This is a genomic window from Chitinivorax tropicus (genome assembly GCF_014202905.1).
GTDB classification, from domain to species: Bacteria; Pseudomonadota; Gammaproteobacteria; order Burkholderiales; family SCOH01; genus Chitinivorax; species Chitinivorax tropicus.
Genome location: NZ_JACHHY010000006.1, coordinates 26,093 through 48,771 on the forward strand (window position 1 = coordinate 26,093; position 22,679 = coordinate 48,771).

Annotated in this window: 18 protein-coding genes; 6 read left to right on the forward strand and 12 right to left on the reverse strand. The window is 56.1% G+C overall.

Features of this window, described 5'->3' with window-relative positions; genetic code table 11:
• Positions 1-5: 5 nt before the first annotated feature.
• Genes HNQ59_RS05975 through HNQ59_RS05990 form a run of 4 tightly spaced genes read right to left on the reverse strand, consistent with a single transcriptional unit; the run spans position 6 to position 5,346 of the window.
• On the reverse strand, positions 6-1,022 hold the full coding sequence (locus HNQ59_RS05975) for a pyridoxal-phosphate dependent enzyme (protein WP_184036495.1): 1,017 nt from the start codon (positions 1,020-1,022) through the stop codon (positions 6-8).
• A 2-nt stretch (positions 1,023-1,024) separates the two neighbouring features.
• Complete coding sequence (locus HNQ59_RS05980) at positions 1,025-1,882, reverse strand: GHMP family kinase ATP-binding protein (protein WP_184036498.1); 858 nt, start codon at positions 1,880-1,882, stop codon at positions 1,025-1,027.
• Between the two features lie 13 nt (positions 1,883-1,895).
• Positions 1,896-3,128, reverse strand: a complete 1,233-nt coding sequence (locus HNQ59_RS05985) for a DUF418 domain-containing protein (RefSeq protein WP_184036501.1) — start codon at positions 3,126-3,128, stop codon at positions 1,896-1,898.
• A gap of 22 nt (positions 3,129-3,150) precedes the next feature.
• Entirely contained in the window at positions 3,151-5,346 is a 2,196-nt protein-coding gene (locus HNQ59_RS05990) for a TonB-dependent receptor (protein WP_246490872.1), read from the reverse strand.
• Between the two features lie 561 nt (positions 5,347-5,907).
• Between HNQ59_RS05990 and HNQ59_RS05995 the strand changes: the two genes are divergently transcribed.
• From HNQ59_RS05995 to parC, 5 genes are all read left to right on the forward strand, one after another.
• The gene (locus HNQ59_RS05995; RefSeq protein WP_184036504.1) at positions 5,908-6,312 is read left to right on the forward strand and encodes a Fur family transcriptional regulator; all 405 of its coding nucleotides are present in this window, start codon (positions 5,908-5,910) and stop codon (positions 6,310-6,312) included.
• A 255-nt stretch (positions 6,313-6,567) separates the two neighbouring features.
• Positions 6,568-8,199, forward strand: a complete 1,632-nt coding sequence (locus HNQ59_RS06000) for a methyl-accepting chemotaxis protein (protein ID WP_184036507.1) — start codon at positions 6,568-6,570, stop codon at positions 8,197-8,199.
• A gap of 400 nt (positions 8,200-8,599) precedes the next feature.
• On the forward strand, positions 8,600-9,460 hold the full coding sequence (locus HNQ59_RS06005) for an AraC family transcriptional regulator (RefSeq protein ID WP_184036508.1): 861 nt from the start codon (positions 8,600-8,602) through the stop codon (positions 9,458-9,460).
• A 341-nt stretch (positions 9,461-9,801) separates the two neighbouring features.
• A complete protein-coding gene (locus HNQ59_RS06010; protein WP_184036510.1) occupies positions 9,802-9,981 on the forward strand; it encodes a hypothetical protein in 180 nt (59 codons plus the stop codon).
• A 55-nt stretch (positions 9,982-10,036) separates the two neighbouring features.
• A complete protein-coding gene (gene parC / locus HNQ59_RS06015; protein ID WP_184036795.1) occupies positions 10,037-12,373 on the forward strand; it encodes a DNA topoisomerase IV subunit A in 2,337 nt (778 codons plus the stop codon).
• Positions 12,374-12,445: 72 nt separating this feature from the next.
• Here the strand turns inward: parC and msrP are convergent, their stop codons facing one another.
• From msrP to hemA, 4 genes are all read right to left on the reverse strand, one after another.
• The gene (msrP, locus tag HNQ59_RS06020; protein ID WP_184036512.1) at positions 12,446-13,372 is read right to left on the reverse strand and encodes a protein-methionine-sulfoxide reductase catalytic subunit MsrP; all 927 of its coding nucleotides are present in this window, start codon (positions 13,370-13,372) and stop codon (positions 12,446-12,448) included.
• Between the two features lie 332 nt (positions 13,373-13,704).
• Positions 13,705-13,923 carry a hypothetical protein gene (locus tag HNQ59_RS06025; RefSeq protein ID WP_184036515.1) on the reverse strand — a complete coding sequence of 73 codons (219 nt, stop codon included), beginning with the start codon at positions 13,921-13,923 and terminating at the stop codon, positions 13,705-13,707.
• A gap of 112 nt (positions 13,924-14,035) precedes the next feature.
• The gene (gene prfA, locus HNQ59_RS06030) at positions 14,036-15,115 is read right to left on the reverse strand and encodes a peptide chain release factor 1 (protein WP_184036518.1); all 1,080 of its coding nucleotides are present in this window, start codon (positions 15,113-15,115) and stop codon (positions 14,036-14,038) included.
• A gap of 329 nt (positions 15,116-15,444) precedes the next feature.
• Complete coding sequence (gene hemA / locus HNQ59_RS06035; protein ID WP_184036520.1) at positions 15,445-16,692, reverse strand: glutamyl-tRNA reductase; 1,248 nt, start codon at positions 16,690-16,692, stop codon at positions 15,445-15,447.
• 327 nt (positions 16,693-17,019) lie between these two features.
• Here hemA and HNQ59_RS06040 point away from each other — a divergent pair, with 327 nt between their 5' ends.
• Positions 17,020-17,676: a response regulator gene (locus HNQ59_RS06040; RefSeq protein ID WP_184036522.1), complete on the forward strand. Its 657-nt coding sequence runs from the start codon at positions 17,020-17,022 to the stop codon at positions 17,674-17,676.
• A 94-nt stretch (positions 17,677-17,770) separates the two neighbouring features.
• Here HNQ59_RS06040 and HNQ59_RS06045 read toward each other — a convergent pair whose 3' ends face one another.
• The 4 genes from HNQ59_RS06045 to rodA form a co-directional block, all read right to left on the reverse strand.
• On the reverse strand, positions 17,771-19,633 hold the full coding sequence (locus HNQ59_RS06045; protein ID WP_184036524.1) for a hybrid sensor histidine kinase/response regulator: 1,863 nt from the start codon (positions 19,631-19,633) through the stop codon (positions 17,771-17,773).
• Positions 19,634-19,954: 321 nt separating this feature from the next.
• Positions 19,955-20,101 (reverse strand): hypothetical protein, encoded by a 147-nt coding sequence (locus HNQ59_RS19490; RefSeq protein ID WP_221320191.1) that lies wholly within the window; start codon positions 20,099-20,101, stop codon positions 19,955-19,957.
• Positions 20,102-20,180: 79 nt separating this feature from the next.
• Positions 20,181-21,272 carry a septal ring lytic transglycosylase RlpA family protein gene (locus tag HNQ59_RS06050; RefSeq protein WP_184036526.1) on the reverse strand — a complete coding sequence of 364 codons (1,092 nt, stop codon included), beginning with the start codon at positions 21,270-21,272 and terminating at the stop codon, positions 20,181-20,183.
• Positions 21,273-21,554: 282 nt separating this feature from the next.
• Positions 21,555-22,676 carry a rod shape-determining protein RodA gene (rodA, locus tag HNQ59_RS06055; protein WP_184036528.1) on the reverse strand — a complete coding sequence of 374 codons (1,122 nt, stop codon included), beginning with the start codon at positions 22,674-22,676 and terminating at the stop codon, positions 21,555-21,557.
• Positions 22,677-22,679: the final 3 nt, after the last annotated feature.

Sequence of the window (22,679 nt, forward strand, 5' to 3'; positions counted from 1 at the left end):
CCTTGTCAGTCATCAGTCAGTTGAATCGTTTGGGGTGGTCGCCGGCACCAGGCCATGGCGGACCAGGGCAGAGCCAGTTCGTCAGTACGGGTGATGCGTTTGGGGGCCAGCGTCCGCATGTCACGGGCATCGCGATGGTGGGCGTACACCCCATCGACATAGCGGTGGCCGGTATCCGGCGCAATGAACAGTACCGTCTGCTCAGGGCGACGTAGGGCTTCATGCCATGCCACCAGGTGACAGCAGCCGCTGGACAAGCCGGCAAAGATCGCGTGATTGCGCAGCAGCGCCACCGAGCCTGCCAAGCCATGATCAAACGAAACCCAGTGAATCTGGTCGTATAAGGCGTGCCGCACATTACGAAATGGAATCGAGGTGCCGATACCAGCAATGATGATGCCGGGGTCCTCGATGTGTTCGCAGTGAAAAGTCATGCTGCCAAAAGGTTGCACGCCGATCAACTCAACATCGTCGTTTGTCCGCCGCAGGGCCTGGATCAAGCCGCCAGTCGAGCAGCCGGAGCCCACGCCGCCGACCACGCTCAACCGCTTGGTACCGAGCGATGCCTGGATCAGCTCGGCAACCGGCTCATAACCAGCATAGTGGATGTCGTCGTGGTATTGCCGCATCCAGTGGATCTCAGGGTTGCTGGCCAACAAGGTCTTGATTCTGGCCACCCGTTGGCTTTGATCCAGCTTCAGCGTGGCTGAGGGGGGCACTTGCTCCACAGTCGCACCTAGAATCTGCAATTGGGTCATCAATGTCTTTTCGACAGTCTTGGAGGCGATGATGTGGCACCGCATGCCAAATTTATGGCAGGCCAAGGCCAGCGCATAGGCATAGATGCCGCTGGAGCTGTCGAGCAGCGTATCGCCCGGCTTCACCACCCCTGTCTGCATCAGGCGCTCCACGGCCACCAGGGTCGAATATACCTTCATGGTCTCGAACCGGGCGACATATAGGTTGTCCCCCAGGCGGATCAGTGCGGGCGTTTTGATGGCATCGGCTATATGATCAAACATGTCTAGAACCCCGTCTGTGCAAAACGGCATTGGTAACCGAGGCTGCGGAAGAAAGCGGCCAGCTCACCCATTTCCCGACAGCCAGGTCTGCGGATGAACAAGTAACCCAGCAGGCTGCCGGTGTGGGCCACCACAATGCCATCCGCCCTGAAGTGAGCTTGCATGTCCAGTAAAGTGTCCAGATGGCGCTTGGGGATCACGCCTTGCGACAGCAAAGCGCTCGTTGTTGCGCAACGGGCAATGGCAGGCAGATCCTGTTGCAGAAAAGCCTGGATCATGTGATCGAGGTTCCTGGCATAAGCGGGCCACTCGCGTGCGTAATAAGCCAGTAGCGGCTTGCCAGCCTGTTCGGTATCAACGATATCGCCCTCGTCGATATAGCAGGCGTGGAAGACCGGTTCGTTGCCAAAGCCATTGATCACTTGCTGCTGATCGCTGAGATACAACGCATAGTGGTCAAGGAACACGCTATCGGAGCGTTCGACCTCACGCAGAATCGATGAGATCGTTTCTGCTGACGAGGAAATGGCAAACAGGCTGTCCAGGCAGCGTATGGTGGCCACCATGTCCGCAGTCGAGCTGGCCATGCCTTTGCCCTGAATCAGCTCCGAATCATGGCTCCATCTGCCTTGTGGCAGGTTGAGCTGATGCCGTGCCAGATAGATATCGACAGCGCGCTGGCATTTTTCCTTCTCCGGTAGGTCGGTGCCGATGTCCCCATTAATGCCCAGTTCAAAATGCATACTGCTGTATTTCTTGATCGGCAACGAAATCACGCCGATATGCAGCTTGTCATTTTGGATATATGGGCCCTGAAAAAGCTCGCCAAGGGTGCCGTGGCAGATTCCGCTGTGGATCATGGGAATAGTGCTTTCATGGTTGAGCAAACAAGGGTCTGGGATAGGAAAAGGCACGCCACAACCGCTCCAACGGGCCTTGCGGCTGATGGCGCAGCCATTGGTGGCTCGCTGTGCGCTGCAGCAGGATGATCGCCACCATCAGCGGAATCAGCGCCACAAAGGGGAGCCGACCCATCCACGCCAATCCATAGCCATAGAACACCCACAGTGCAATACAGCTTTGTCCGATGTAGTTCGTCAATGGCACTCGGCCCAATGGCTGCAGCCATTGCAGTCGGCTTTGCCAGGCGGTCGAACGGCTTCCGCGCTCGATCAAGATCAGGTAGTACAGTGCGAGTGTCGTGCAGCCAAGGTGATACACCAGCGACTGGGCCAAACCCACCAGCCCGGTGGATTGAGGTAGCCCGGTCTGCGCCTTGATCAAGGCATAGATTGCACTGCAGCTCAGGCCAATGATGGCAGTAGGCCATGCCAGCTTATTCAGAGTCGGGTGGAGGTCGGGCAAGCGCGGCAGTATCTCGCGGGCAAGCCAGTAACCCAGCAGGAACTGCCCCAATACTTGAAAAGGCCGACCAGACTGCAGATACGCCATCGGGCGGGTGACGGCATTCAGCACGTTGGAGGCCAGGATATCGACGACATGATTCGAGCTGCGCATGTCGAACAGTGTCCATCCCATATAGCCCCATTGGGCCTGCAAACGGGTCTTGACCACGGCGAGCGATTGCCAGAACGGGTGATCTGTCGTCTGGAACCACACCAGCTGGATCAACAGCGGCATCAGCAGCAGTATGCCGACCCAGCGCAGCAACCATGCCGATGAGGTGTTGCGAAAGGCCAGTAGCATCAGCCCCATCAGGCTGTATAAGGTCAGTATGTCGCCATACCAGATCACAAACATATGGATCAGACCAAACATGCACAGCACCGCCATGCGTCGCAGCCAGAACACGGCAAACGATCTTGGATGGTGGGCAGCCCGAGCGGACTGCAGCCCAAAGCCGATGCCAAACAACAGCGAGAACAAGGTGTAGAACTTGCCCTCGATGAAGCAATCGATCAGGAACAAGGCGATACGATCAGCGACAGGCCAGGGCAGAGCCAGGATCTGATCCGCTGTCATCACATATAAGCCGGCGAAACTGACCAGATTCGCCAGACAAATGCCGGCCAGCGAGAACCCACGCACGCAATCCAACAAGGCGATGCGCTGCTCGGTGGCGATCGGTTTGAATGGCTTGTCCATGGCGGGCGTGGGTGTTATAGGCTCAGAAGTGGAATTTCACGCTGAGATCGACACTGCGTGGCGAGCCCAGTATGACCTGATTGGTAGCGCTGGCGCCGCTCCAGGTGGCATACAGCTTGTCACCCAGGTTCCGCCCACGCAGGGTGATCAACGCATGAGGCAGGCGGTAGCTGACATAGGCATCAGCCAAGGTGTAGCCATTGATGCGCACCGTATTGGCATTGTCGGTATACATGGCACCGACATGGCTCAGGCCGCCGCCAACTGACCAAGGTGTCTCTGCAAAGCGGTAATCCATCCATAGATTCGCCGTGCGTTTGGGCACATGGACGGGGACATTGCCTATACGCGATACGCCGCCTGCTTCGGTCAGGGTGTCGAACTGCGCATCCAATATGGCCAGATTGCCCAGCAAGGTCAGATCCCGCGATGCCCGCCAAGCGGCAGCCAGCTCGACACCCTTTGATGAAACCTGACCGTTGTTGACGGTCAGTGATGGCTTGGCCGCATCGCGGGACAGCACATTGCTTTGCACGATGCGATAAATGGCAGCAGTCCAGTCAAGCCTTGCCTCTGGCAGCGTCTGTTTGATGCCCGCCTCGATCTGCCTGCCGCGCGTGAGTGGGAAATTGGCATTGGCGGCAGATAACAACAGTAGGTTGGAGGTTCCAACCGGTGCTGCCGCGTCGGCAAGCTGGGCATAGAGCGTCGTTGCTTTGGAGAGATCATAGACCGCACCCAGCCGGAACGAATTGGCGTTGTAAGACTTGCTGAAAGCGACTTGGCTGCCGGTATTGAGATCAGCAATCGTCCGATCCAGGCGGATATGGTCATGGCGAAAGCCAGCCACCAGCGTCAATGATGGCATCAGCTTGAGTGCATTTTCTGCAAAAAGCGAGGCGACCGGTGCTTTTGTCGTCAGATCGGTGCGGTTACCCGCCCCGACAGTCAACGCCGGATTGTCGTCGTAAGTACCCACGACTGGGTTCAAAGGATCAACCGGGGCCGCCACCAGGCCATTGGAAAAACGACGTTGGGTCGAGAAATCGGTATGGGCGTATTCCAAACCAGCGATGAAGCGGTTGCCAAGCTCGCCCAGCTTCCCTTCATGGCTGAGGTCGAGTCGGTTGGCCCAGACCTGATGATCATGTGCGACATCGACTTGATCTCGATCCAGCAGACTGGTCGTCTTGTTGAAAACAGCCTGCTCGGCATTGCGCCAGCGTCGGTCTGCCTGGTAATGACTCAGCTCGTTACGCAGCTTCCAGGTATCGGACAGCTGCCAATTCAACCGCGCACGTGCCGACAGGCTGTTGGCGTCCATCCGGCCATCAGACACATTGTAGTTCTTGCCCACCATGCGTGAATCGATCACCCGGCCATCGGTGGCCCGCACCACGCTGGTCGCATTGCCTTCTGCGAAAGCGCTTGGCACCAGCGGCGTACCGTTATAGGCCTTGCCGTCATCTTGCAGATAGTCGAGAGATAGATTGAGCTTGACGCGAGGAGCCAGATCAACAGCAATCCCTGTGGTCAGGTGATCGAGCTTCTGTTTGCCGCGCTCGGCATATCCGTCCGACTGCTGATGGCTGAAGTCGATCCGATAGGCAGCATGCTCGCCCAATGCGCCACCGGTACCGGCCCCCATGCGGGAAGTGTTGAAGCTGCCATAAGACAACAGCGCTTCGAAGCCAGGGTTATTGGCGTCTGGTTGTTTGGTGACAAAATTGACCGCCCCGCCGATGCCGCCTTCGCCATACAGCACCGAGGCTGGCCCTTTCAACACCTCGATCCGTTCGTAATTCCAGCTGTCCTGTGGTCGATTGGACATGGTCGGTGTCGAAACCCGCATGCCGTCGTACAGATAAGTCAGAAAGCCACCAGAGAAACCACGGGTGGATGCAATGCCGGGTGAGGTCGGGTTGCCGCCGACGCTGATGCCAACTGCACCCCGCAACGCCTCTTCCAATGTCCTGGCACCTCGCTGCTCTATCAATTCCTGGCCGATGACTTCGACCGAGGCGGGTGTTTCCCGCACACTCAGTCCAAGCCGTGATGCCGCTGCTGCAGACTCATCCAGTGGCAAGCTGCGCTTGGCGCTGGCCTTGACTACGATGGGCTCGAACACAGTTTGGACTGGAGGTGGATCTGTATTGGCCAGCACAAACGTGGAAGGAAGCAGGCAGGCCATGGCAACGGCTTGTGCCAGTATCTGCATGCGAAGGGGAACAACAAGATTGATTCGGCAATTCATAACGTGTCAGTCGATTCAAGAGTCACAAAAAACGGAACAGCCCAATAACAGACGCATTCCCCTCACATGTGCTTTGCATCCAATGCACGGAACAGCGACAACACAGGCTGTTTCAAACAGCGTGCTAGGCATCCGTCATGGAAGCTACTAATGATAATGATCTATCATTATCAAATCAAGTGTGAGCGTTTCAGTACCACCCGCCAAGGCTCACCCCATCTCAATGCCGCCATATCAATCGGTGCCGGCAAAACATGGTGGAGGGTGGTTGGAAATGCCGCATATCGCTCTGAAGCAGACCATACGGAGAACACACCTTGGCCCGGCGACCACATGCTGCGTAATGCAGGCCGTCATATATATGAGAGGGCAGGTGACCGATATAAGTGGAGGGAAGCGATGTGATGTTGGCCAGGGTGGCCCAACCTTGATATTTGAAGCGTTCGGACGCGACATAACCCCTGACACCCCAGTATCATTACATCTGTTTTCTGTCTGTAATATTGATGAAGCAGGTATCACGCCATGGAACGATCCACCCGACAACGCACGGCTATTGCGTCCGTCATTGACAACGCACACCGGCCTCTGTCCCCGCAGGAGATTCTGGAAAGCGCCAAGGAAGCGGGCGCAGCCATTGGTATTGCCACTATCTATCGGAACCTGAAGCTATTGGTCGATGAAGGCTCTGTCCAGGTCGTTGTGTTGCCTGGTGACAGCCCGCGATATGAATCCACTGGTCACGCCCATCACCACCATTTTCAGTGTGTCGCTTGCAAGCGGGTATTTGATGTCGCTGGGTGCCCAGGCAATATGAATAACCTGGCACCCAAAGGATTCACGGTCGAGCGGCATGAGCTGACGTTGTACGGTCAATGTGCCGATTGCAAATCCAACCCTTCTGACGAAATCAGATCGAACAACGCGTAATGACATGGGCTCATGTGCCATGTAAGCGGCAGCAAGCTGGTCTGCTCGTCACGGCGGGCTCATCATTGGCACGAGCTAATCACACCAGCAGACCTGGGCTCCATTGACATACGCCATGGGGCAGGATACTTGAATTCACCCCTATAGCACCTAGACTGGGAAGAGTGACAGGCTCTGCCCTGCTGTCAGTAGATCTTGTAGAGCGAATTCCAATGCGCTTCTTCATGTGAGGCGCCACCCGTTGTGGAGTCCTCGATGCGCCATCTCAGTATTGCTCAGAAGCTGTTTTTTGGATTTGCCGGCATCCTGGCTGTTGTGGCCGTGCTGGTTCTCATCACCTTGACCAATCTACAGTTGATGAACAAGGCTATTGATCGCAACGAGCACACCTTGGAGGTGATTGCATCAGTCGAGCAGATGCAATTGGGACTGCTCGATGCTGAATCAGCTGTCCGTGGCTTTGCCTTGACTGGGCTGAATACTGTCAAAGAGCCGGTTGACAAAGGGATGGCAACCGTTCAACAACATGCAGACAAACTCAAGCAGCTACTGGCGGAGCAGCCCGAGCAATTGAGCCGGCTGGACGCAATGAATGGCTTGATCAAACAGTGGCAAAGCGAGTCAGTCAAGCCATTCATCGAGCTACGTGAAAAAGTCACCACCGGTGCTGCAGCCATGGATGAGCTGGTGTCCAACATCAGCACCGGCAACAGCAAACCACAAATGGACGCGATTCGTGCCAAGCTGGCTGAAATTGCCGATGCCGAACGCCGCATTCTGGAGGAAAACAAAGCCGCAGCGGATCGTGTCAGCGGTCGCACAACATCGATGCTCGCGATTGGTAGTGTCGTGGCGCTGCTACTGGGCTTAGCGATCGGCATCACCCTATCAAGGGGCATTGCTAAGCGCCTGGGGCACGCCGCACGGATTGCGCGGCAGACGGCAGATGGTAATCTCGTGGCAGACATCCGGGCAGATCGGGACGACGAGATAGGCCAGGTTTTCCAAGCCATGCATGACATGCAACAGGGGCTGCGAACCATCATTTCACAGATCCAGCAGACAGGCCGGCAGCTGACCGATGCATCGCGAGACATCGCGGGGGCATCCCATGATCTGGCACATGCAACCCACGACCAGTCCGGTGCGGCCTCCGCCATGGCGGCCTCTATGGAGGAGCTGACGGTCAGTATCAATTATGTCTCGGATAACTCATTGCAAGCCCGTGACATCTCGACCCAATCCGGACAGCTTTGCACGGATGGGGATGTGGTGATCAAACGCACTGTCGAGGGCATCCAGCAACTGGCCGGTACAGTAAGGGAGACTGCCGCCGCTGTGAATGAATTGGGTAGCCATGCACAGCAGATTTCTTCCATCATCGGTGTCATCAAGGAAATTGCCGATCAGACCAATCTGCTGGCACTGAATGCATCGATAGAAGCGGCCCGTGCAGGCGAGCAAGGGCGCGGGTTTGCGGTGGTCGCAGATGAAGTGCGTAAATTGGCTGAGCGTACTTCGCAGTCTACCCAGGAGATCACCACCACCATTGAGAAAATCCAGTCAGGCATGCGTGTGGCGGTGGCGGCCATGGATACCAGCATGGGACGGGTCGATGAAGGGGTACAGCTGGCGAACCAGGCAGGGGCAGCCATGCAGCAGATTCAATCGGGCTCGAATCGCGTGTTGACCGTGGTACAAGATATTTCCAATGCGCTGCAGGAGCAGGGAGCCGCCAGCGGCGATGTTGCCCGCTCGGTCGAGCGGATTGCGCTGATGACAGAATCAAACAACGGATCGGTTCGGCAAACAGCTGATGCGGCAAAACAACTGGAAGCACTGGCCATGGATCTCGAAGGTGCTGTATCGCGCTTCAGACTCCGGTGAGCACACATACCTGAGACAGCTCACTCTGCGGGCTCTTGTGTTTCCTGATCCATCATGTCGCTCAATACCATCCCTTGCCTGGAACCCAACACCACGCAAGTCATGAAGTCCAGCCAGCCGAGTCTGAAAGCCGTGAAATGGCATATCTGCTTTTGCGAGAATAAATTCCTATATGGCAATATTCCTATGATCGAATGATCATGCCACTTACCCGCAGACCAAACCTGTTATATGTCAAGGATTTGATGAGTGGCTGATCATGGCACAGCCCAACCTGAATTTGATTGACCAATGTGATTGACATGACGGACAAACCCGGCTGAAATTGCTGCTCGATATTCTTATGTCATGTATGTTCAGGTGGTGGAAGCCCCCTGATCTGTTCGGAGGATTAACGGTAATGAGCCGCCTGCCCGGCCCGCATGGTCAATACGAATTCCGCCTGAATCAAGTCCTCAACTATGTCGATGCCCACCTTGCAGAGGATCTGAGCCTCGAACGATTGGCTGAACAAGCCTATTTTTCACGGTTCCATTTTCTGAGATTGTTTCATGACTGGTTTGGCGAATCACCGTATGCCTACGTCCGCCGCCGTAGACTGGAGGCAGGCGCATCACGGCTGAAGTATTCGGCAGACCATATCGGCGTGATTGCCAACGACTGTGGGTTCGAGTCCGCTGATGGCTTCTCTCGTGCATTCCGCCAATATTTTGGGGTGGCACCCACACGCTGGCGAAAAAAAAATAATGTCATGACAGAGGCCGCAGCCATTGATGAAGAAACCCGCTGGCCAGTCAAGATCGTCCACCTGCCCACCAAACGAGTCGCCTACACCCGCCATATCGGCACCTATGGCGAGCCTGTAATGGCGCAATGGCAGCAGCTCGAAAGCTGGATCGAAACCAATGGGCTGTCCGGTATGACCCGCTATGGCATGTGGCTGGACGATCCCACTTTCACACCACCAGCAAAGTGCCGCTACGATGTATGCGTCGAACTGCCAGATGACTTCTGTCCCCCGCCCCGCACACCACTGAAGACCATTGCCGATGGCACCTATGCCATCCTGCGCTATCAGGGGCCGCCCGGCGATAGCAATCGGGCTTGGCTATGGCTATTGCACTATGGGTTGCCTGACGGTCGTTATAAAGTGGCCCCCAAGCCAGGATTTGAGCGATATGGCGCAGATCTGCCCGCGCCCGATATCGTCGCCCAGGATTGCGAGCTGTGTTTGCCGCTGCTGCTGCAGACCACTTCGTAGGCAGGGTCGAGGGGCGGCGTGGCCACAGGGCCTGTCAGGGAAAATCGGAGGTTGGTGCTTTTTGCAGCTCACTGGCTTATGGCGGCCTTGCTCTCCCCGCCACAATGGCAGGTAATTTATCAGAACGAGCGAATGCACCGCTTTACCTGGATGAAGCGCCTTACTCGAACACCGCGCCATTTCAACGCGGATTTTCGCCTTATCTGGTATACAGGGCAGCGCATGGGTTTCCATGTTGCCGCTGATTGGCCATATCCTCTCGCCCAGGATTTCTCCTGGGATTCGATGATTGGCTCGGCACAGGGGGTATAATGGCAGCCATCTCAACCGGTGGTCTGATCATGTCACGACTCTTGATCCGTAAAGCCAGCCCCGAGGGGCGAGTCAAGTCTGGGCGATCCGCCGGAGCGGCGTCGGCACCTGCCACGCCTTTACCGCCATCACCCCAGAACGACTTGGCCAAACCCACCGACACCAACCCGCCGCAGCAAGACAATGAACGAAAACGACGAACTGACTGAAGACCTGTTTGATACCCCTGTTCTGGACGAGGCCGAGGAGCCCATCTCTGAAGAAATGCCACTGGATGGTGACCAAGGTGGCAACCATGACGGCCCGCCCCCCGCGCTGACAGACTTCACTGAGGATGCAGTGCCGCTGGGGCTGTATGCCGAACGCGCTTATCTGGAATATGCGGTGTCGGTGGTCAAAGGTCGTGCGCTGCCAGATGTATGTGATGGTCAGAAGCCCGTGCAACGGCGCATTCTGTATGCGATGCATGAAATGGGCCTGTCGCCCGCTGCCAAGCCAGTAAAATCGGCCCGCGTGGTCGGTGAGGTGTTGGGTAAATATCACCCACATAGTGATGTATCCGCCTATGACGCCATGGTGCGTCTGGCGCAGGATTTCTCACTGCGCTACCCCTTGATCGACGGCCAGGGTAATTTTGGCTCGCGTGATGGCGACGGCGCAGCCGCCATGCGCTATACCGAGGCGCGACTGACCAAGCTGGCTGAGTTGCTGCTTTCGGAAATCGACCGTGGAACCGTTGATTTCATCCCTAACTATGATGGTGCGTTCGAAGAGCCCAAGCTACTGCCTGCACGGCTGCCGATGGTGTTGCTGAATGGCGCTTCTGGTATTGCGGTGGGGATGGCTACCGAGATTCCATCCCACAACCTGCGCGAGGTGGCAGACGCCGCTGTCGCACTGATCAAGAAGCCGGATCTGGCCACGGCTGACCTGCTGCAATACGTGCAAGGGCCGGATTTCCCGGGTGGTGGCCAGATCATTTCTGCTGCCAAGGATATTCAGGCCGCCTATGAAAATGGCCGGGGCTCACTGACTGTGCGGGCCCGCTGGAAGGTGGAGGACCTGGCGCGCGGGCAATGGCAGGTGGTGGTCACTGAATTGCCGCCCAACACCTCGTCGCAAAAGGTGCTGGAGGAAATTGAAGATTTGACCAACCCCAAGGTCAAAAAGGGCAAAAAGGCGCTGACACAAGATCAGATGCAGACCAAGCAGCTGCTATTGTCGCAGCTGGATACCGTGCGTGATGAATCAGGCAAGGATCAGGCCGTGCGGTTGGTGTTCGAGCCCAAGTCATCGCGGCAGAATCCAGACGAATTCATGAATCTGCTGTTGACGCACACCAGCCTGGAGGGCAATTGCTCGATCAACATGGTGATGATCGGCATCGATGGGCGCCCGCAACAGAAATCACTGAAACAGGTGCTGAGCGAGTGGGTGGATTTCCGCTTCCAGACGGTCACCCGTCGCACGCAACATCGCCTGGGCGAGGTCGATAGCCGTATCCACATTCTGGAAGGCCGACTGATCGTCTACCTCAATATTGATGAGGTCATCCGCATCATCCGTAATGCGGACGACCCCAAAGCCGATCTGGTGGCCGCCTTCGGCCTGTCTGACCGGCAGGCTGAGGATATTCTGGAGATCCGCCTACGCCAGTTGGCCCGCCTTGAAGGCATCAAGATCGAGCAGGAGCTGGAAAAACTGCGTGGTGAAAAGGCTGAGCTGGAGCACCTGCTGGCAGACAGTGGTGCCATGCAGAAGCTCATCATCAGCGAAATCAAGGCCGATGCCAAAGCCTTTGGCGACGACCGCCGCACGCTGATTGAAACCACCGGACGAGCCACCTTGGTGCAACAAGTGGTCGATGAGCCTTTGACCATCATTCTCTCGAAAAAGGGTTGGATACGCTCACGGACGGGCCACGGCCACGATCCGCAGAATTTCGGCTTCAAGGAAGGCGACGGCCTGTTTGCTGCGCTGGAATGTCGCTCGGTCGAGCAAGTCATTCTGTTCGGCAGCAATGGCCGGGTCTTTTCATTGCTGGCCGGACAGATTCCTGGCGGTCGGGGCGATGGGGTGCCGATTGCGACGTTGATCGATCTGCCCCCTGGTGTCAAAGTGGTGCAGACCATTGCCGGTAAGGGCGAGCAGCGCTACCTGTTGGCCGCCAGCAATGGCTATGGCTTTACCACCAAGCTGGAAAGCCTCATCAGCCGGGTCAAGGCAGGCAAACAATACATCACCTTGGATGCGGGCGACACGTTGCTCCCACCTTTCCCATTCGATGATGATACGCCACCCTTCATCGCGGCTCTCTCCAAGACAGGTCGGCTGTTGCTGTTCACCCGTGACGAGATGAAAGAACTGGCGGGTGGCGGCAAGGGCGTCCAGATCATGAGCCTGGATGACCAGGACTGCCTACTCGATCTGGCCTTCACCACTGGTCATGCGTTGAGTATCATCGGCAAAACCCCGCGCGGCAAGGACACCACTGAGAAATTCGACGCGCTGGAGCTGGCGCAATGCCAAAGCAAGCGAGGTCGTAAGGGCAAGGTATTGAGTCTGAGCTTTACTGCTGACGGGTTTGCTGGCGAGGGCTAGATTGGCCAGGTCACAACGGCAGATACAGGTGTGTCAACGGGCCGATCAGGCCCGTTTTTTTTGGATCGGCGCTTAAAAGAACTTCCTCAAATCCATCCCGGTATACATTGATGCAACCTGGTCTGCATAACCATTGAACATCAATGTCTTGCGCTTGAAGAAGTCGCCAATACGGCGCTCGGTGGCTTGGCTCCAGCGTGGGTGGTCAACTTGTGGGTTGACGTTGGAGTAAAAGCCATACTCGCTGGGAATGGCGGCCATCCAGCTACTGGTGGGTTGTTTCTCCACCAGCCGGATGCGGACGATGGATTTTGCGCTTTTGAAGCCATATTTCCAGGGCACGGCAATGCGCACAGGGGCGCCGTTCTGATTGGGCAGCAGCTCACCGTACAGACCCAGTGTGAGCAAGGTCAGCGGATGCATGGCTTCGTCGATCCGCAGTCCTTCGGTATAGGGCCAGTCCAACGTGGCGCTGCGCTGCCCCGGCATCTGCTCTGGGCGTTTCAGCGTGGTGAATTCAACGTATTTGCCCTTGCTGGTGGGCTCGACCCGCTTCAGGATCTCTGAAAGTGAGTAGCCGACCCAAGGAATGACCATCGACCAGCCTTCCACGCAACGTAACCGATAGATGCGTTCTTCGAGCGGGGCGAGTTTCATCAGCTCGTCCAGATCGAAGGTCTTGGGCTTCATGACCTCCCCCTCGACCCGGATCGTCCAGGGCCTGGTGACCAGCTTGCCTGCGTGGATGGCTGGGTCGCCTTTATCAGTGCCGAATTCATAAAAATTGTTGTAGCTGGTGATGTCTTGCCTGCTGTTGGGCTTGTCGGATATCGACAGTTTGCTGGGGGCCGTCACCAACTTGGCGTGAGCCTGTTCGGCCAAGCCTGCCAACGCAAGCCCAGACACCCCCGCTACGGTCATGAATTGGCGTCGTGACAGGTATAGCGCTTTGTCGGTGATCTCACTGGGCAGGATGTCAGTCGTGCGCCGGATCAACATGTTGGGTTCTCCTTGAGATCGGGTGTCATGTGGGTATTGAAGCTCGGAATGGCAGTTAGTCGGCCTGCCATGCCAATCCTTACAATATCCGATCATGACTGTGCCCAATATGGCCTTTGACCAGTTGAACGCATCAAAAATCCTGAACACCCATGGGCTGGGTTGTAAAGGCCGGTGCCGAAAGCTTGAAAGGTCAATTCAGTTTAGTGGCAAAGATGATACGTCGCTTGGGGGGAGGGTGGGTATTGGTCATGACGTCATAACCACGGCACTGGATATGCGATCGCGAGCTGACAAGCGCTTTACAGTGCATGGGATAGGCACCACGTCGCTCAAAAGTGGGGGAGTGAAATGGCCCGACCACAGATGGCCAATGTGGGACTGGGGCAGGTCAGATTGTGGCAGGTGGACAATACAGCGAACAGTGATGTCTCGCGGAAAGGGGGAGTGGCTGGCTGACTGGGTGGCGCTACGATGCTGCCTTGTCTGTCGGCATAGGCCACTGCTTCAATCAACTTTGGGTGAGTCAGACAGGTTTGCGTGATCTGCATTTCACCTAGGCCAGCCAGCAGACAATCCAGCCCGCATCAATGTTGTGCGGATGGCCCAGCAACGCGATGGATGCTGGCGGGTGAGCATCCGGTCATTGCTAGGGCAGCGTGATTAATCTTCACCCATTGCGGCGAGCTGTTCGGCCTGATGCTCGCTGAGCAGTGCCTGGGTCAGCTCGAACAGGTCGCCATCCATGATCGAGTCCAGCTTATAGAGTGTCAGATTGATGCGGTGATCGGTCATGCGGCCTTGCGGGAAGTTGTAAGTGCGGATTCGTTCCGAGCGATCACCGGACCCCACCAGACTCTTGCGTGTCGCGGCCTCTTTGGCCTGGCGTTCACGTAGCTCCTTGTCTTTGATGCGGGCCGCCAGCACGGACAATGCACGTGCTTTGTTTTTATGCTGCGAGCGGTCGTCCTGGCATTCCACCACGATGCCGGTTGGCAAGTGGGTGATGCGCACGGCGGAATCTGTCTTGTTGATGTGCTGACCACCTGCGCCACTGGCGCGGAAAGTATCCACCCGGATGTCTTCGCTGCGGATTTCCACCTCGGCCATTTCATCCGCCTCCGGCATGACCGCTACGGTGCAGGCTGAGGTGTGGATGCGGCCTTGTGTCTCGGTGGCAGGCACCCGCTGCACACGATGCCCGCCGCTTTCGAATTTCAGTTTGGAATAGGCACCAAAACCCACGACGCGGGCGATGACTTCCTTGTACCCGCCCAGATCGGATTCGCTCGCGGAGATGATCTCGACCTGCCAGCGATTTCGTTCGGCAAAGCGGGTATACATGCGGAACAGGTCTGCCGAGAACAAAGCGGATTCATCGCCACCGGTTCCAGCGCGGATTTCCAGAAAGATGTTGCGTTCATCGTTCGGGTCGCGCGGCAAGAGCAGCATTTGCAATTCACGATCCAGCTGCGCCAGCTTGGTTTGATTGTCTTCAATCTCCGCTTCTGCAAACGCCTTCATGTCCGGGTCATCAAGCAACTCTTTGGCTGTCTCGATATCGGCCTGGCATTGCTGGAAGGCGTGATACAGCTCGACCACGGGCGTGATCTCGGCATGCTCACGATTCAGCTTGCGATATTGATCCATATCGCGAGTGGCTTCTTCACTGGCAAGCAGCAGATTGACCTCATCCAGGCGGTCGGCTAATTGGGCTAATTTGGCAGCAATACTGGGTTTCATGGGTGTTCTTGAAGCTCTGGCAAGGGCGCGATTATGCACCGATTTTCCGCAGGGCGAAATCATCTAGTCACCAGGCTCGCCCGCAAGCGCAGTGCACGAGGGATTGCAATGAAGCGGGGCTTGTGTCAACTAAGGTTGGCTGAACCTGGTATGCGATGGGCCCTGCTGCGGTGTGGATCGGTTGACGACGTATTGTGATCCAAGTGTGTCATGCTGACCTGTGAATGGGTGTGGGAGGCGCTGTGCGGCTATGGATCACAGGGGGCTATCAGACCTGCACAGTCAGGTGTGGCAAGTTGGGTGTGCCTTGCAGGCAAGGTGTGTTTGACTCAATCGTGCACGCCGTAGATTCGGGTGATGAGCGCCAAAGTATCTTCACGCTCATTGGCTGCGGCCTTGCTGAGCGCTTGGGTGGGGGGATGGATCAATTTGTTGGTGAGCCCTTGGGACAAGGACTCCAAGACCATACAGGGATCTTCCCCTTTCTCCAGCAGCTTCAGTGCGCGTTCAACCTCCAGCCTGCGCAAGCGCTCAGCTTTATCGCGTAACGCACGGATCACCGGCACCACCTCACGGGTATTCAGCCAGGTCATGAATTCCCCGACCTTGCTCTCGATGATGGTTTCTGCCTCGCTGACCGCCAACTGCCGTCGTTCGCGCCCCTCCTGTACTACACCCGCCAGATCGTCCACGGTGTACAGATACACGTCATTCATGTCACCGACTTCCGGCTCGACATCGCGTGGCACCGCCAGATCGACCATGAAAATCGGTTTGTGCTTACGCTGCTTGATGGCCCGCTCAACCATGCCCTTGCCTAGAATCGGCAATGTCGAGGCCGTTGAGGTGACCACGATATCGTGGCCGGGCAACACCGCTGGCAACTCAGACAACAAAACAGCTTTGGCACCGATACGGCTGGCCAGCGCTTCGCCACGCTCCAGTGTCCGGTTGGCAACAGTCATCGACTTGGGATGCTGTGCTGCAAAATAGGTCGCACACAGCTCGATCATTTCGCCCGCCCCAATGAACAGGACATTGGTCTGGGATACGCTTGGGAACAGACGTTCAGCCAGCCGCACACTGGCGGCAGCCATGGAGACGGAATTGGCGCCGATTTCGGTACGGGTGCGTACCTCTTTGGCAACCGAGAATGTGCGCTGGAAGAGGGTATTCAGCAGTTGGCCCATGGTGCCCGCCTGCTCGGCAACACGGACGGCGTCTTTCATCTGCCCGAGAATCTGAGCCTCGCCCAGTACCATTGAATCCAGGCCGGAGGCCACGCGGAACGCATGTCTGACCGCTTCGCTTTCAGGCAGTCGATACAAATAAGGCTCGACCTTGCCGATCGGCAAGGCATGGTAGCCCGCCAGCCAATCCACCACGACACCCGGATCCTGAGTGTTGCAGTAGATCTCCGTGCGATTACAGGTGGACACGATGGCCGCCTCAGATACGCGTGGGCGGGCGATCAGATCTCGCAGTGCGAGGGCCACGCCCTCTGCAGGGAAAGCAACGCGCTCCCGCACAGACAAAGGCGCGGTCTGATGATTGAGGCCAAAAGCGAACAAATGCATGGGACGGCATCGGACAAGTCGATCATGTATTTTACCTGATGCTGTCACGATGCGCGGTGTGTTTTGCCAATTGATCATATTGACAACGCCACAGATAGACACGACGGAAACAGAGTCACCGATACAATGGGCTGGGTATGCCTTTATGATTCAATATGGCTATATATAAAAATGACTACGTTGCCGACCATGGATCAGGCAAAGGTCGGAACATGATCAAAGGCCGTTCCGACTTATGTCGGAGCCAAATCATCCATATGGTGGACTACCAGAATATCGAATTAAGCGTTACCCTTAACACTAACGTAATAGCCACTGGAAGCTACCATGAAAATCCTGGTGATTGATGACCATCACCTTTTCCGGGAAGGCTTGCGCTACATGCTGCAGAGTCTCGACCAACAGGTGAGTGTGACACAGTGCGGAAGTGTTGAGGAAGCCGAGCAACTGGCGAGTGAGCGGCAGGATATCGACGTTATCTTGCTGGATATGCGGTTGCCCGGTAAATGCGAGATCGACGCCGTTGACGCAGTGCATATGGCTTATCCCGATGCACGACTGGTTGTCCTCTCAGGCGAAACCTCCCCTGATTTGGTGAACATGGCCATTGGCGCGGGTGCGATGGGGTACATCCCGAAAACGACCAGCCCGGATGTGATGTTGAGTGCGTTACGCTTGATCTTGGCGAACGGTATCTATCTGCCCGCAGACATTCTGCTTGCCGCCCGCGTCAGCCAGCCTGTTGCTGAAGTCATCGAGCATGAAGTAGATGAAAACTGCTCGTTGGATGAGTTATCCGACCGGCAACGTGAGGTGCTGCGCTTGTTGATCCATGGTGCGCCCAACAAACGCATTGCCACGGAACTGGATATCGGAGAAGCAACGGTCAAATCCCACCTGACTGCTGTATTCAAGGCGCTGGGTGCCCGGAATCGTACCGAAGCAGTCTATGCGGCAGCCCGAGCAGGTATCCGCTTCGAGTAGGCGACCCCTGTAGTTGCAAGGCAGTGGTACTTGCAAGCAAACCCTTCACCATGCCCCATTCGTGGGGCATTGTCATTTGTATCGCCTGCCTTGATCAGCGGACACTGGCCAGCCAGTTGGCCAATACATCGGCTGAAACGGGCTTCTGGAAGACTGGTACCTCTGGTAAGGCGCTGGTGGGCGTCCAGTTCGCCTCACTCTCCCCGGTGATGATGGAGGCCGGTAAGTCGGTAAAGAGCTGGCGTAGGGAGATGATGGCGTCAAAGCCATTCAGGCCGTCTGCCAAGCGGAAATCGGTTATCAAGACATCGGGGCTCATTTCTTCTGCCTGAAGGGCGGATACGGCCTCTGCCGCAGATTCATACACCAGTGGTATACAGCCCCAGGCGTCGAGCAGGCTCTTCATGGCTATCCGGCCACGAGAGTCGTCTTCAATCACGACCACTGCCATACCACGTAAGCTTTCGGTGGATTCAGCCATGGTTGGCGCATCACTGATTGTCGGTTGTGCAAGGCGTCCCATTGGCATACTGACGGCGATGGTAGTGCCAAGGCCTGGCTTGGAATCCAGAATCAGGCGGTGATCCAGCAGATCACACAGCCTGCGGACAATGGATAACCCGAGCCCCGCGCCTTTTTCGGAGTCACGGGAGGGGTTGTGCAATTGATAGAATTCATCAAATACAAAGGGTTGGTCTTGCTCACGGATGCCAATGCCGGTGTCGGTAATGGCAACACGCACCTCATGGTCTTTGCGTTTGGCACTGACTGTCACGCTGCCTGCGGCTGTGTACTTGATGGCGTTGTCCACTAAATTCCGCAGGACGCGTTCGATCAGGAAAGGGTCAGTTACGGCCACGGCATCATCGACATCCAGCAAGAGTGCCAATTGTTTGGCCGCGGCTTTGGGCTGATACTCGCTGACGATATTTTCAACCAGGGGTTTGACCCGAGTGGCTACCCAATTGGCTTGAACGGCACCGGCATCCAGCCGGGACAGATCCAGTAATCCACCGAATAGCCGATTCAGCGAGTCGGCAGAGTGTCGAATGTGTTGCACAAAGATCTGTCGCTGTTCTGCCGAGGCGGTATCCAATAAGCCTGAGAACAGTACCAATGCATGTAGCGGTTGTCGCAAATCGTGGCTGGCGGCGGCGAGAAAGCGGGTTTTCATCAGGTTGGCCTGCTCTGCCTGGCGTAATGCGGCCTCCGCATTCTGTTTTTCCTGCTCCAGCCGCTTGGCAGATGCTGCATGCTGTTTTTCAACGGCAAGCTCAGCTTGCAGGCATTGGTTTTCATAGCGCGCGCTGACCGCCGCATCAAAGGCTTGCTTGATCTGTCGTGACAAGCGCAGCAGTAGCACCAGTAACCCCACTAGGGCGAAACCGATGGGAGCCCCATTCCAGCCAGTGTGGAACCAATAAGTGGCGGCAGACATCAAGTTGATACTGGTGCTGACTGCAGAGGTCGGGAAATGGCTGGAGGCGTTGACCAGTGCTGTGACGGCATACATGCTCTGCAACAGGGTGACCAGGAAGAGGATTTTTTCATCCGGTAAGCCCAGCCCCAACCACCAAACACCACTGCCGACTATAAGTGCGTTGCAGATCGCCAAGATCAGCAAACTGCGCTGCGCCAATACGATTTCATGTTCGTTCCCTTGCTCGATGCGTGTCAGCAATTTTTTGCAAGCCACTGGGGCAAAGAACCAAACAATCGCCAGTGGTACCATCCAGGCGCAAACCTGCCACCACGGCGCCATGATCGAGAAAGTAGCCACGATGATTGTTGCCAGAATCAGCACGACAGGTCGCATCGACATGATCTGTCGTAGTCGAAGCCGCGCAGACTCTCTGGCCGATTCCACCGCCAGCCGACCACGTTCAGCCAGTCGTTTTGCCCAGTAGGCAGATCTGATCAAGGCACCGAAGTTTGACCGCTGGATCTGACTGTCCATGTGCTAGACCACACATCTACGCGATTGCTTGATCACGGTGTCAATCCCAACTTGTTCAGCTGGCTCCATACCCCAATCAACATCCATCATGTCGCCTTTCCTGATAAGGCCCCTTTCGGGCCCGGCAGTCTTGCTCGATCTGTTGACACCACTTGGCAGCGGATGGGCTGACCGATCCGCTGCTTGATTTGTCCACATTGTTGTATGGTGATGTGATGGCCTGTTGCTTTGAATGGGAAACAGGTGATCAGTCACCGTGTGTTTGCTTTGTCACAAGTACAAACAGGCATTGTATTGCGATGTGGGAAATGTAGGTAGTGATTATGGATAGGCAAAATTAAGGCTGTTGCGGCTTACCAGGGGATTGAGCGGCAACGGGATCGGGGTGAGGTGCCGCCCGATCCGGCCCAGGATATGGTGATGAGGAAGTGCAATACGCCAGCTCAAAGCCAGCGTATTGCGGCCCATGGGGAGTCGATCCAATGATCTGCCCACCGCGTCTGGCGGGGAGCAATGATTCGGTATGGGGCGAACCCCACCCATGGTTTCAACGGACGACCAAGCCACCCAGGGCAAGTTGATCCTTCAGCCGTTCACCTGCCTCCTTTGCCAATTGCTCATTAGCATAGGGGCCGATCTGCAGGCGGAACACACCCTCTTTGGAGACGATGTTCACCTTGTCATCCGTGGCTTCTTGCCAACCTGTCAACAGCTTGGTCCGTAGGGATTCAGCGTTGACTTTGTTTTTGAATGCGCCAACCTGTAGAAAGACATTGGCTGCGGTCGCCATGTCGTCAGGTTGCGCACCAGCTGGGCCGCTGGCAGGGGGCAATGGCCCCGACTCCAAGGGCGGCGGATCATTCAATGCTGCCACTGTCGTCTGCACGGCACTGTCCGCAGGTGCTTTTGCACCGGGGCCTTGGGGCAATTCCCCCCGGCTGGCCAGTTCAGCGATCTGCTCGGTGGTGATCGCCTCGACTTCTACCGTGGCACGGCCCTTGCCCGCATAACCCAGCCGATGGGCCGCAGCGTACGAGAGATCCATCAGCCGCCCTTTGTGGAAAGGGCCACGGTCATTGATCCGGACAATGATGGATCTACCGTTTTCAAGGTTGGTGACCCTGGCATAGCTCGGAATCGGCAGTGTTGGGTGGGCCGCACTCAGTCCCAGCATATCGTAAAGCTCGCCCGAGCTGGTTCGCTTGCCATGGAACTTGCGCCCATACCAGGATGCTGTCCCTTGTGCCTTGTACGGTTTGCGTTCCAGATCCGGCACATAGTTTTCGCCAAAGCGGTTATACGGGCGATTGGCGAATTTATGCAGTGGCTCATCCTTGGGCTTGGGCTCTGGAATCCGATCCAGATCCACCGCGATGGTGTCCGGTGGACCATCATCCTTGTAGTATGCCCCACCATTCTTACCTGGCTTGATTGGTTGTGTAGCCGTCACCGTGGGGGGCTTGGCATTGTTGTCATTGGGTGTCACCGCGATGGGCGGTGTTTTGCCTTGATGCTGCACTGGGCCACTCAGGCTTGTACAGGCTTGGATCAAGGCTGCAGCCAAACAGATCAAGATATAACTTAACCAATGTTCAGCTGGTGTGCGTTTCAACTTGGCAAAAAAAGTCCGAGCAATCACGCGAATCCTCCGTTCGTCAAAATACAGCTGGTTGGCGAATTAGTTGGACGGTGGTGTCCGGGTCAACGAGGGTGCAAACAGTGATGCACCGTGACCGAAGTACCGGGATTTCCAGCACAAACAGGCTGGGTAGCCCATACAAAGCGATGTTTCAGCCTAACTGAAAAACCGTAAGAGAATCATAGGGATTAATAACGGACAGGATTGTTTCACAAACGCGCAAATACGGCAAGTGTTTGATTTTATGTGAATGTCTAAATGGCGTTGGAGGCCTGATCCTACCTAGCTTTGCAACATTTTTCGGTGGGAATGGATACTCATCAGAATGCCAAAACCCAGGCTCAGCGTGACCAATGCGGTTCCACCATAGCTGACCATGGGTAAGGGTACGCCCACGACTGGGAGGATGCCGGAGACCATTCCCATATTTACAAAGGCGTATGTAAAGAAGCTGAGGGCGATTGATCCTGCCAGTAATCGACCGAATAGATTGGCTGCACGGGCTGAAATGTACAGCCCTCGGCCAATGATAGCCAGATACAAGATCAACAATAGGCAATTGCCGACCAGTCCGAATTCCTCTGCAAAAACGGCGAAGATGAAGTCGGTGGTTCGCTCGGGGATGAAATCCAGGTGCGTCTGGGTGCCGGCAAGCCAGCCTTTGCCAAATATGCCGCCAGAGCCGATTGCAATGGTGCCTTGGATCGTGTGGTAGCCATCTCCCAGTGGATCGGCCATGGGATCGATCATGGTGGCCACCCGACGACATTGGTAGTCATGGAACAGTTGGATGCAGAGATCCCAATGGGTGACGAAATAGATGCCGCTTACCCCGGCCAGTACCAACCCCAGCACGACATACCAGGACAGACCAGCCAAGAACAGGATATAGAAACTGGCCGCCCCGACCAGGATGGCGGTTCCCAAGTCAGGCTGTTTCAGAATCAATGCCACCGGGAGCAACATGATGATCGTTGCAATTAGGAAGTCCTTGATTTTCAAGGAGGCTTCTCGTCGATCGAAATACCAGGCCAGCATCATCGGCATGGCAATTTTCATGATTTCGGATGGTTGGATGCGGGTCACTCCGATGTGTAGCCAGCGGCGGGCGCCGTTGACCACATCTCCAGCCACGGCAACGCCAATCAGCAATATGAAGCCTAACAAATACAGGGGGGGGGCGAACAGCATCATCCGTTGTGGTGAGATATTGGCCGCCACCCACATGACGGTCACCGCAACCGACATATTGGTCAGCTGCGCGATGATTTTGTCTGTGCTTTGATTGGATGCAGAGTACAAGGCGACCAGATTGACTGAAATCAGAATGGTGCCCAGGATCAGCAGCGGGCCATCCAGATGCATGACCAGGCGTCTCCAGATCTGTTTCAAGTCGATCTTCATCGG

What these genes read in the sequence shown, in the direction of transcription:
- HNQ59_RS05975 (WP_184036495.1), bottom strand. Translation starts at nt 1,022, where the DNA reads ATGTTTGATCATATAGCCGATGCCATCAAAACGCCCGCACTGATCCGC.
- HNQ59_RS05980 (WP_184036498.1), bottom strand. Translation starts at nt 1,882, where the DNA reads ATGATCCACAGCGGAATCTGCCACGGCACCCTTGGCGAGCTTTTTCAG.
- HNQ59_RS05985 (WP_184036501.1), bottom strand. Translation starts at nt 3,128, where the DNA reads ATGGACAAGCCATTCAAACCGATCGCCACCGAGCAGCGCATCGCCTTG.
- HNQ59_RS05990 (WP_246490872.1), bottom strand. Translation starts at nt 5,346, where the DNA reads ATGCAGATACTGGCACAAGCCGTTGCCATGGCCTGCCTGCTTCCTTCC.
- HNQ59_RS05995 (WP_184036504.1), top strand. Translation starts at nt 5,908, where the DNA reads ATGGAACGATCCACCCGACAACGCACGGCTATTGCGTCCGTCATTGAC.
- HNQ59_RS06000 (WP_184036507.1), top strand. Translation starts at nt 6,568, where the DNA reads ATGCGCCATCTCAGTATTGCTCAGAAGCTGTTTTTTGGATTTGCCGGC.
- HNQ59_RS06005 (WP_184036508.1), top strand. Translation starts at nt 8,600, where the DNA reads ATGAGCCGCCTGCCCGGCCCGCATGGTCAATACGAATTCCGCCTGAAT.
- HNQ59_RS06010 (WP_184036510.1), top strand. Translation starts at nt 9,802, where the DNA reads ATGTCACGACTCTTGATCCGTAAAGCCAGCCCCGAGGGGCGAGTCAAG.
- parC (WP_184036795.1), top strand. Translation starts at nt 10,037, where the DNA reads ATGCCACTGGATGGTGACCAAGGTGGCAACCATGACGGCCCGCCCCCC.
- msrP (WP_184036512.1), bottom strand. Translation starts at nt 13,372, where the DNA reads ATGTTGATCCGGCGCACGACTGACATCCTGCCCAGTGAGATCACCGAC.
- HNQ59_RS06025 (WP_184036515.1), bottom strand. Translation starts at nt 13,923, where the DNA reads ATGCAGATCACGCAAACCTGTCTGACTCACCCAAAGTTGATTGAAGCA.
- prfA (WP_184036518.1), bottom strand. Translation starts at nt 15,115, where the DNA reads ATGAAACCCAGTATTGCTGCCAAATTAGCCCAATTAGCCGACCGCCTG.
- hemA (WP_184036520.1), bottom strand. Translation starts at nt 16,692, where the DNA reads ATGCATTTGTTCGCTTTTGGCCTCAATCATCAGACCGCGCCTTTGTCT.
- HNQ59_RS06040 (WP_184036522.1), top strand. Translation starts at nt 17,020, where the DNA reads ATGAAAATCCTGGTGATTGATGACCATCACCTTTTCCGGGAAGGCTTG.
- HNQ59_RS06045 (WP_184036524.1), bottom strand. Translation starts at nt 19,633, where the DNA reads ATGGACAGTCAGATCCAGCGGTCAAACTTCGGTGCCTTGATCAGATCT.
- HNQ59_RS19490 (WP_221320191.1), bottom strand. Translation starts at nt 20,101, where the DNA reads ATGGGCCGCAATACGCTGGCTTTGAGCTGGCGTATTGCACTTCCTCAT.
- rodA (WP_184036528.1), bottom strand. Translation starts at nt 22,676, where the DNA reads ATGAAGATCGACTTGAAACAGATCTGGAGACGCCTGGTCATGCATCTG.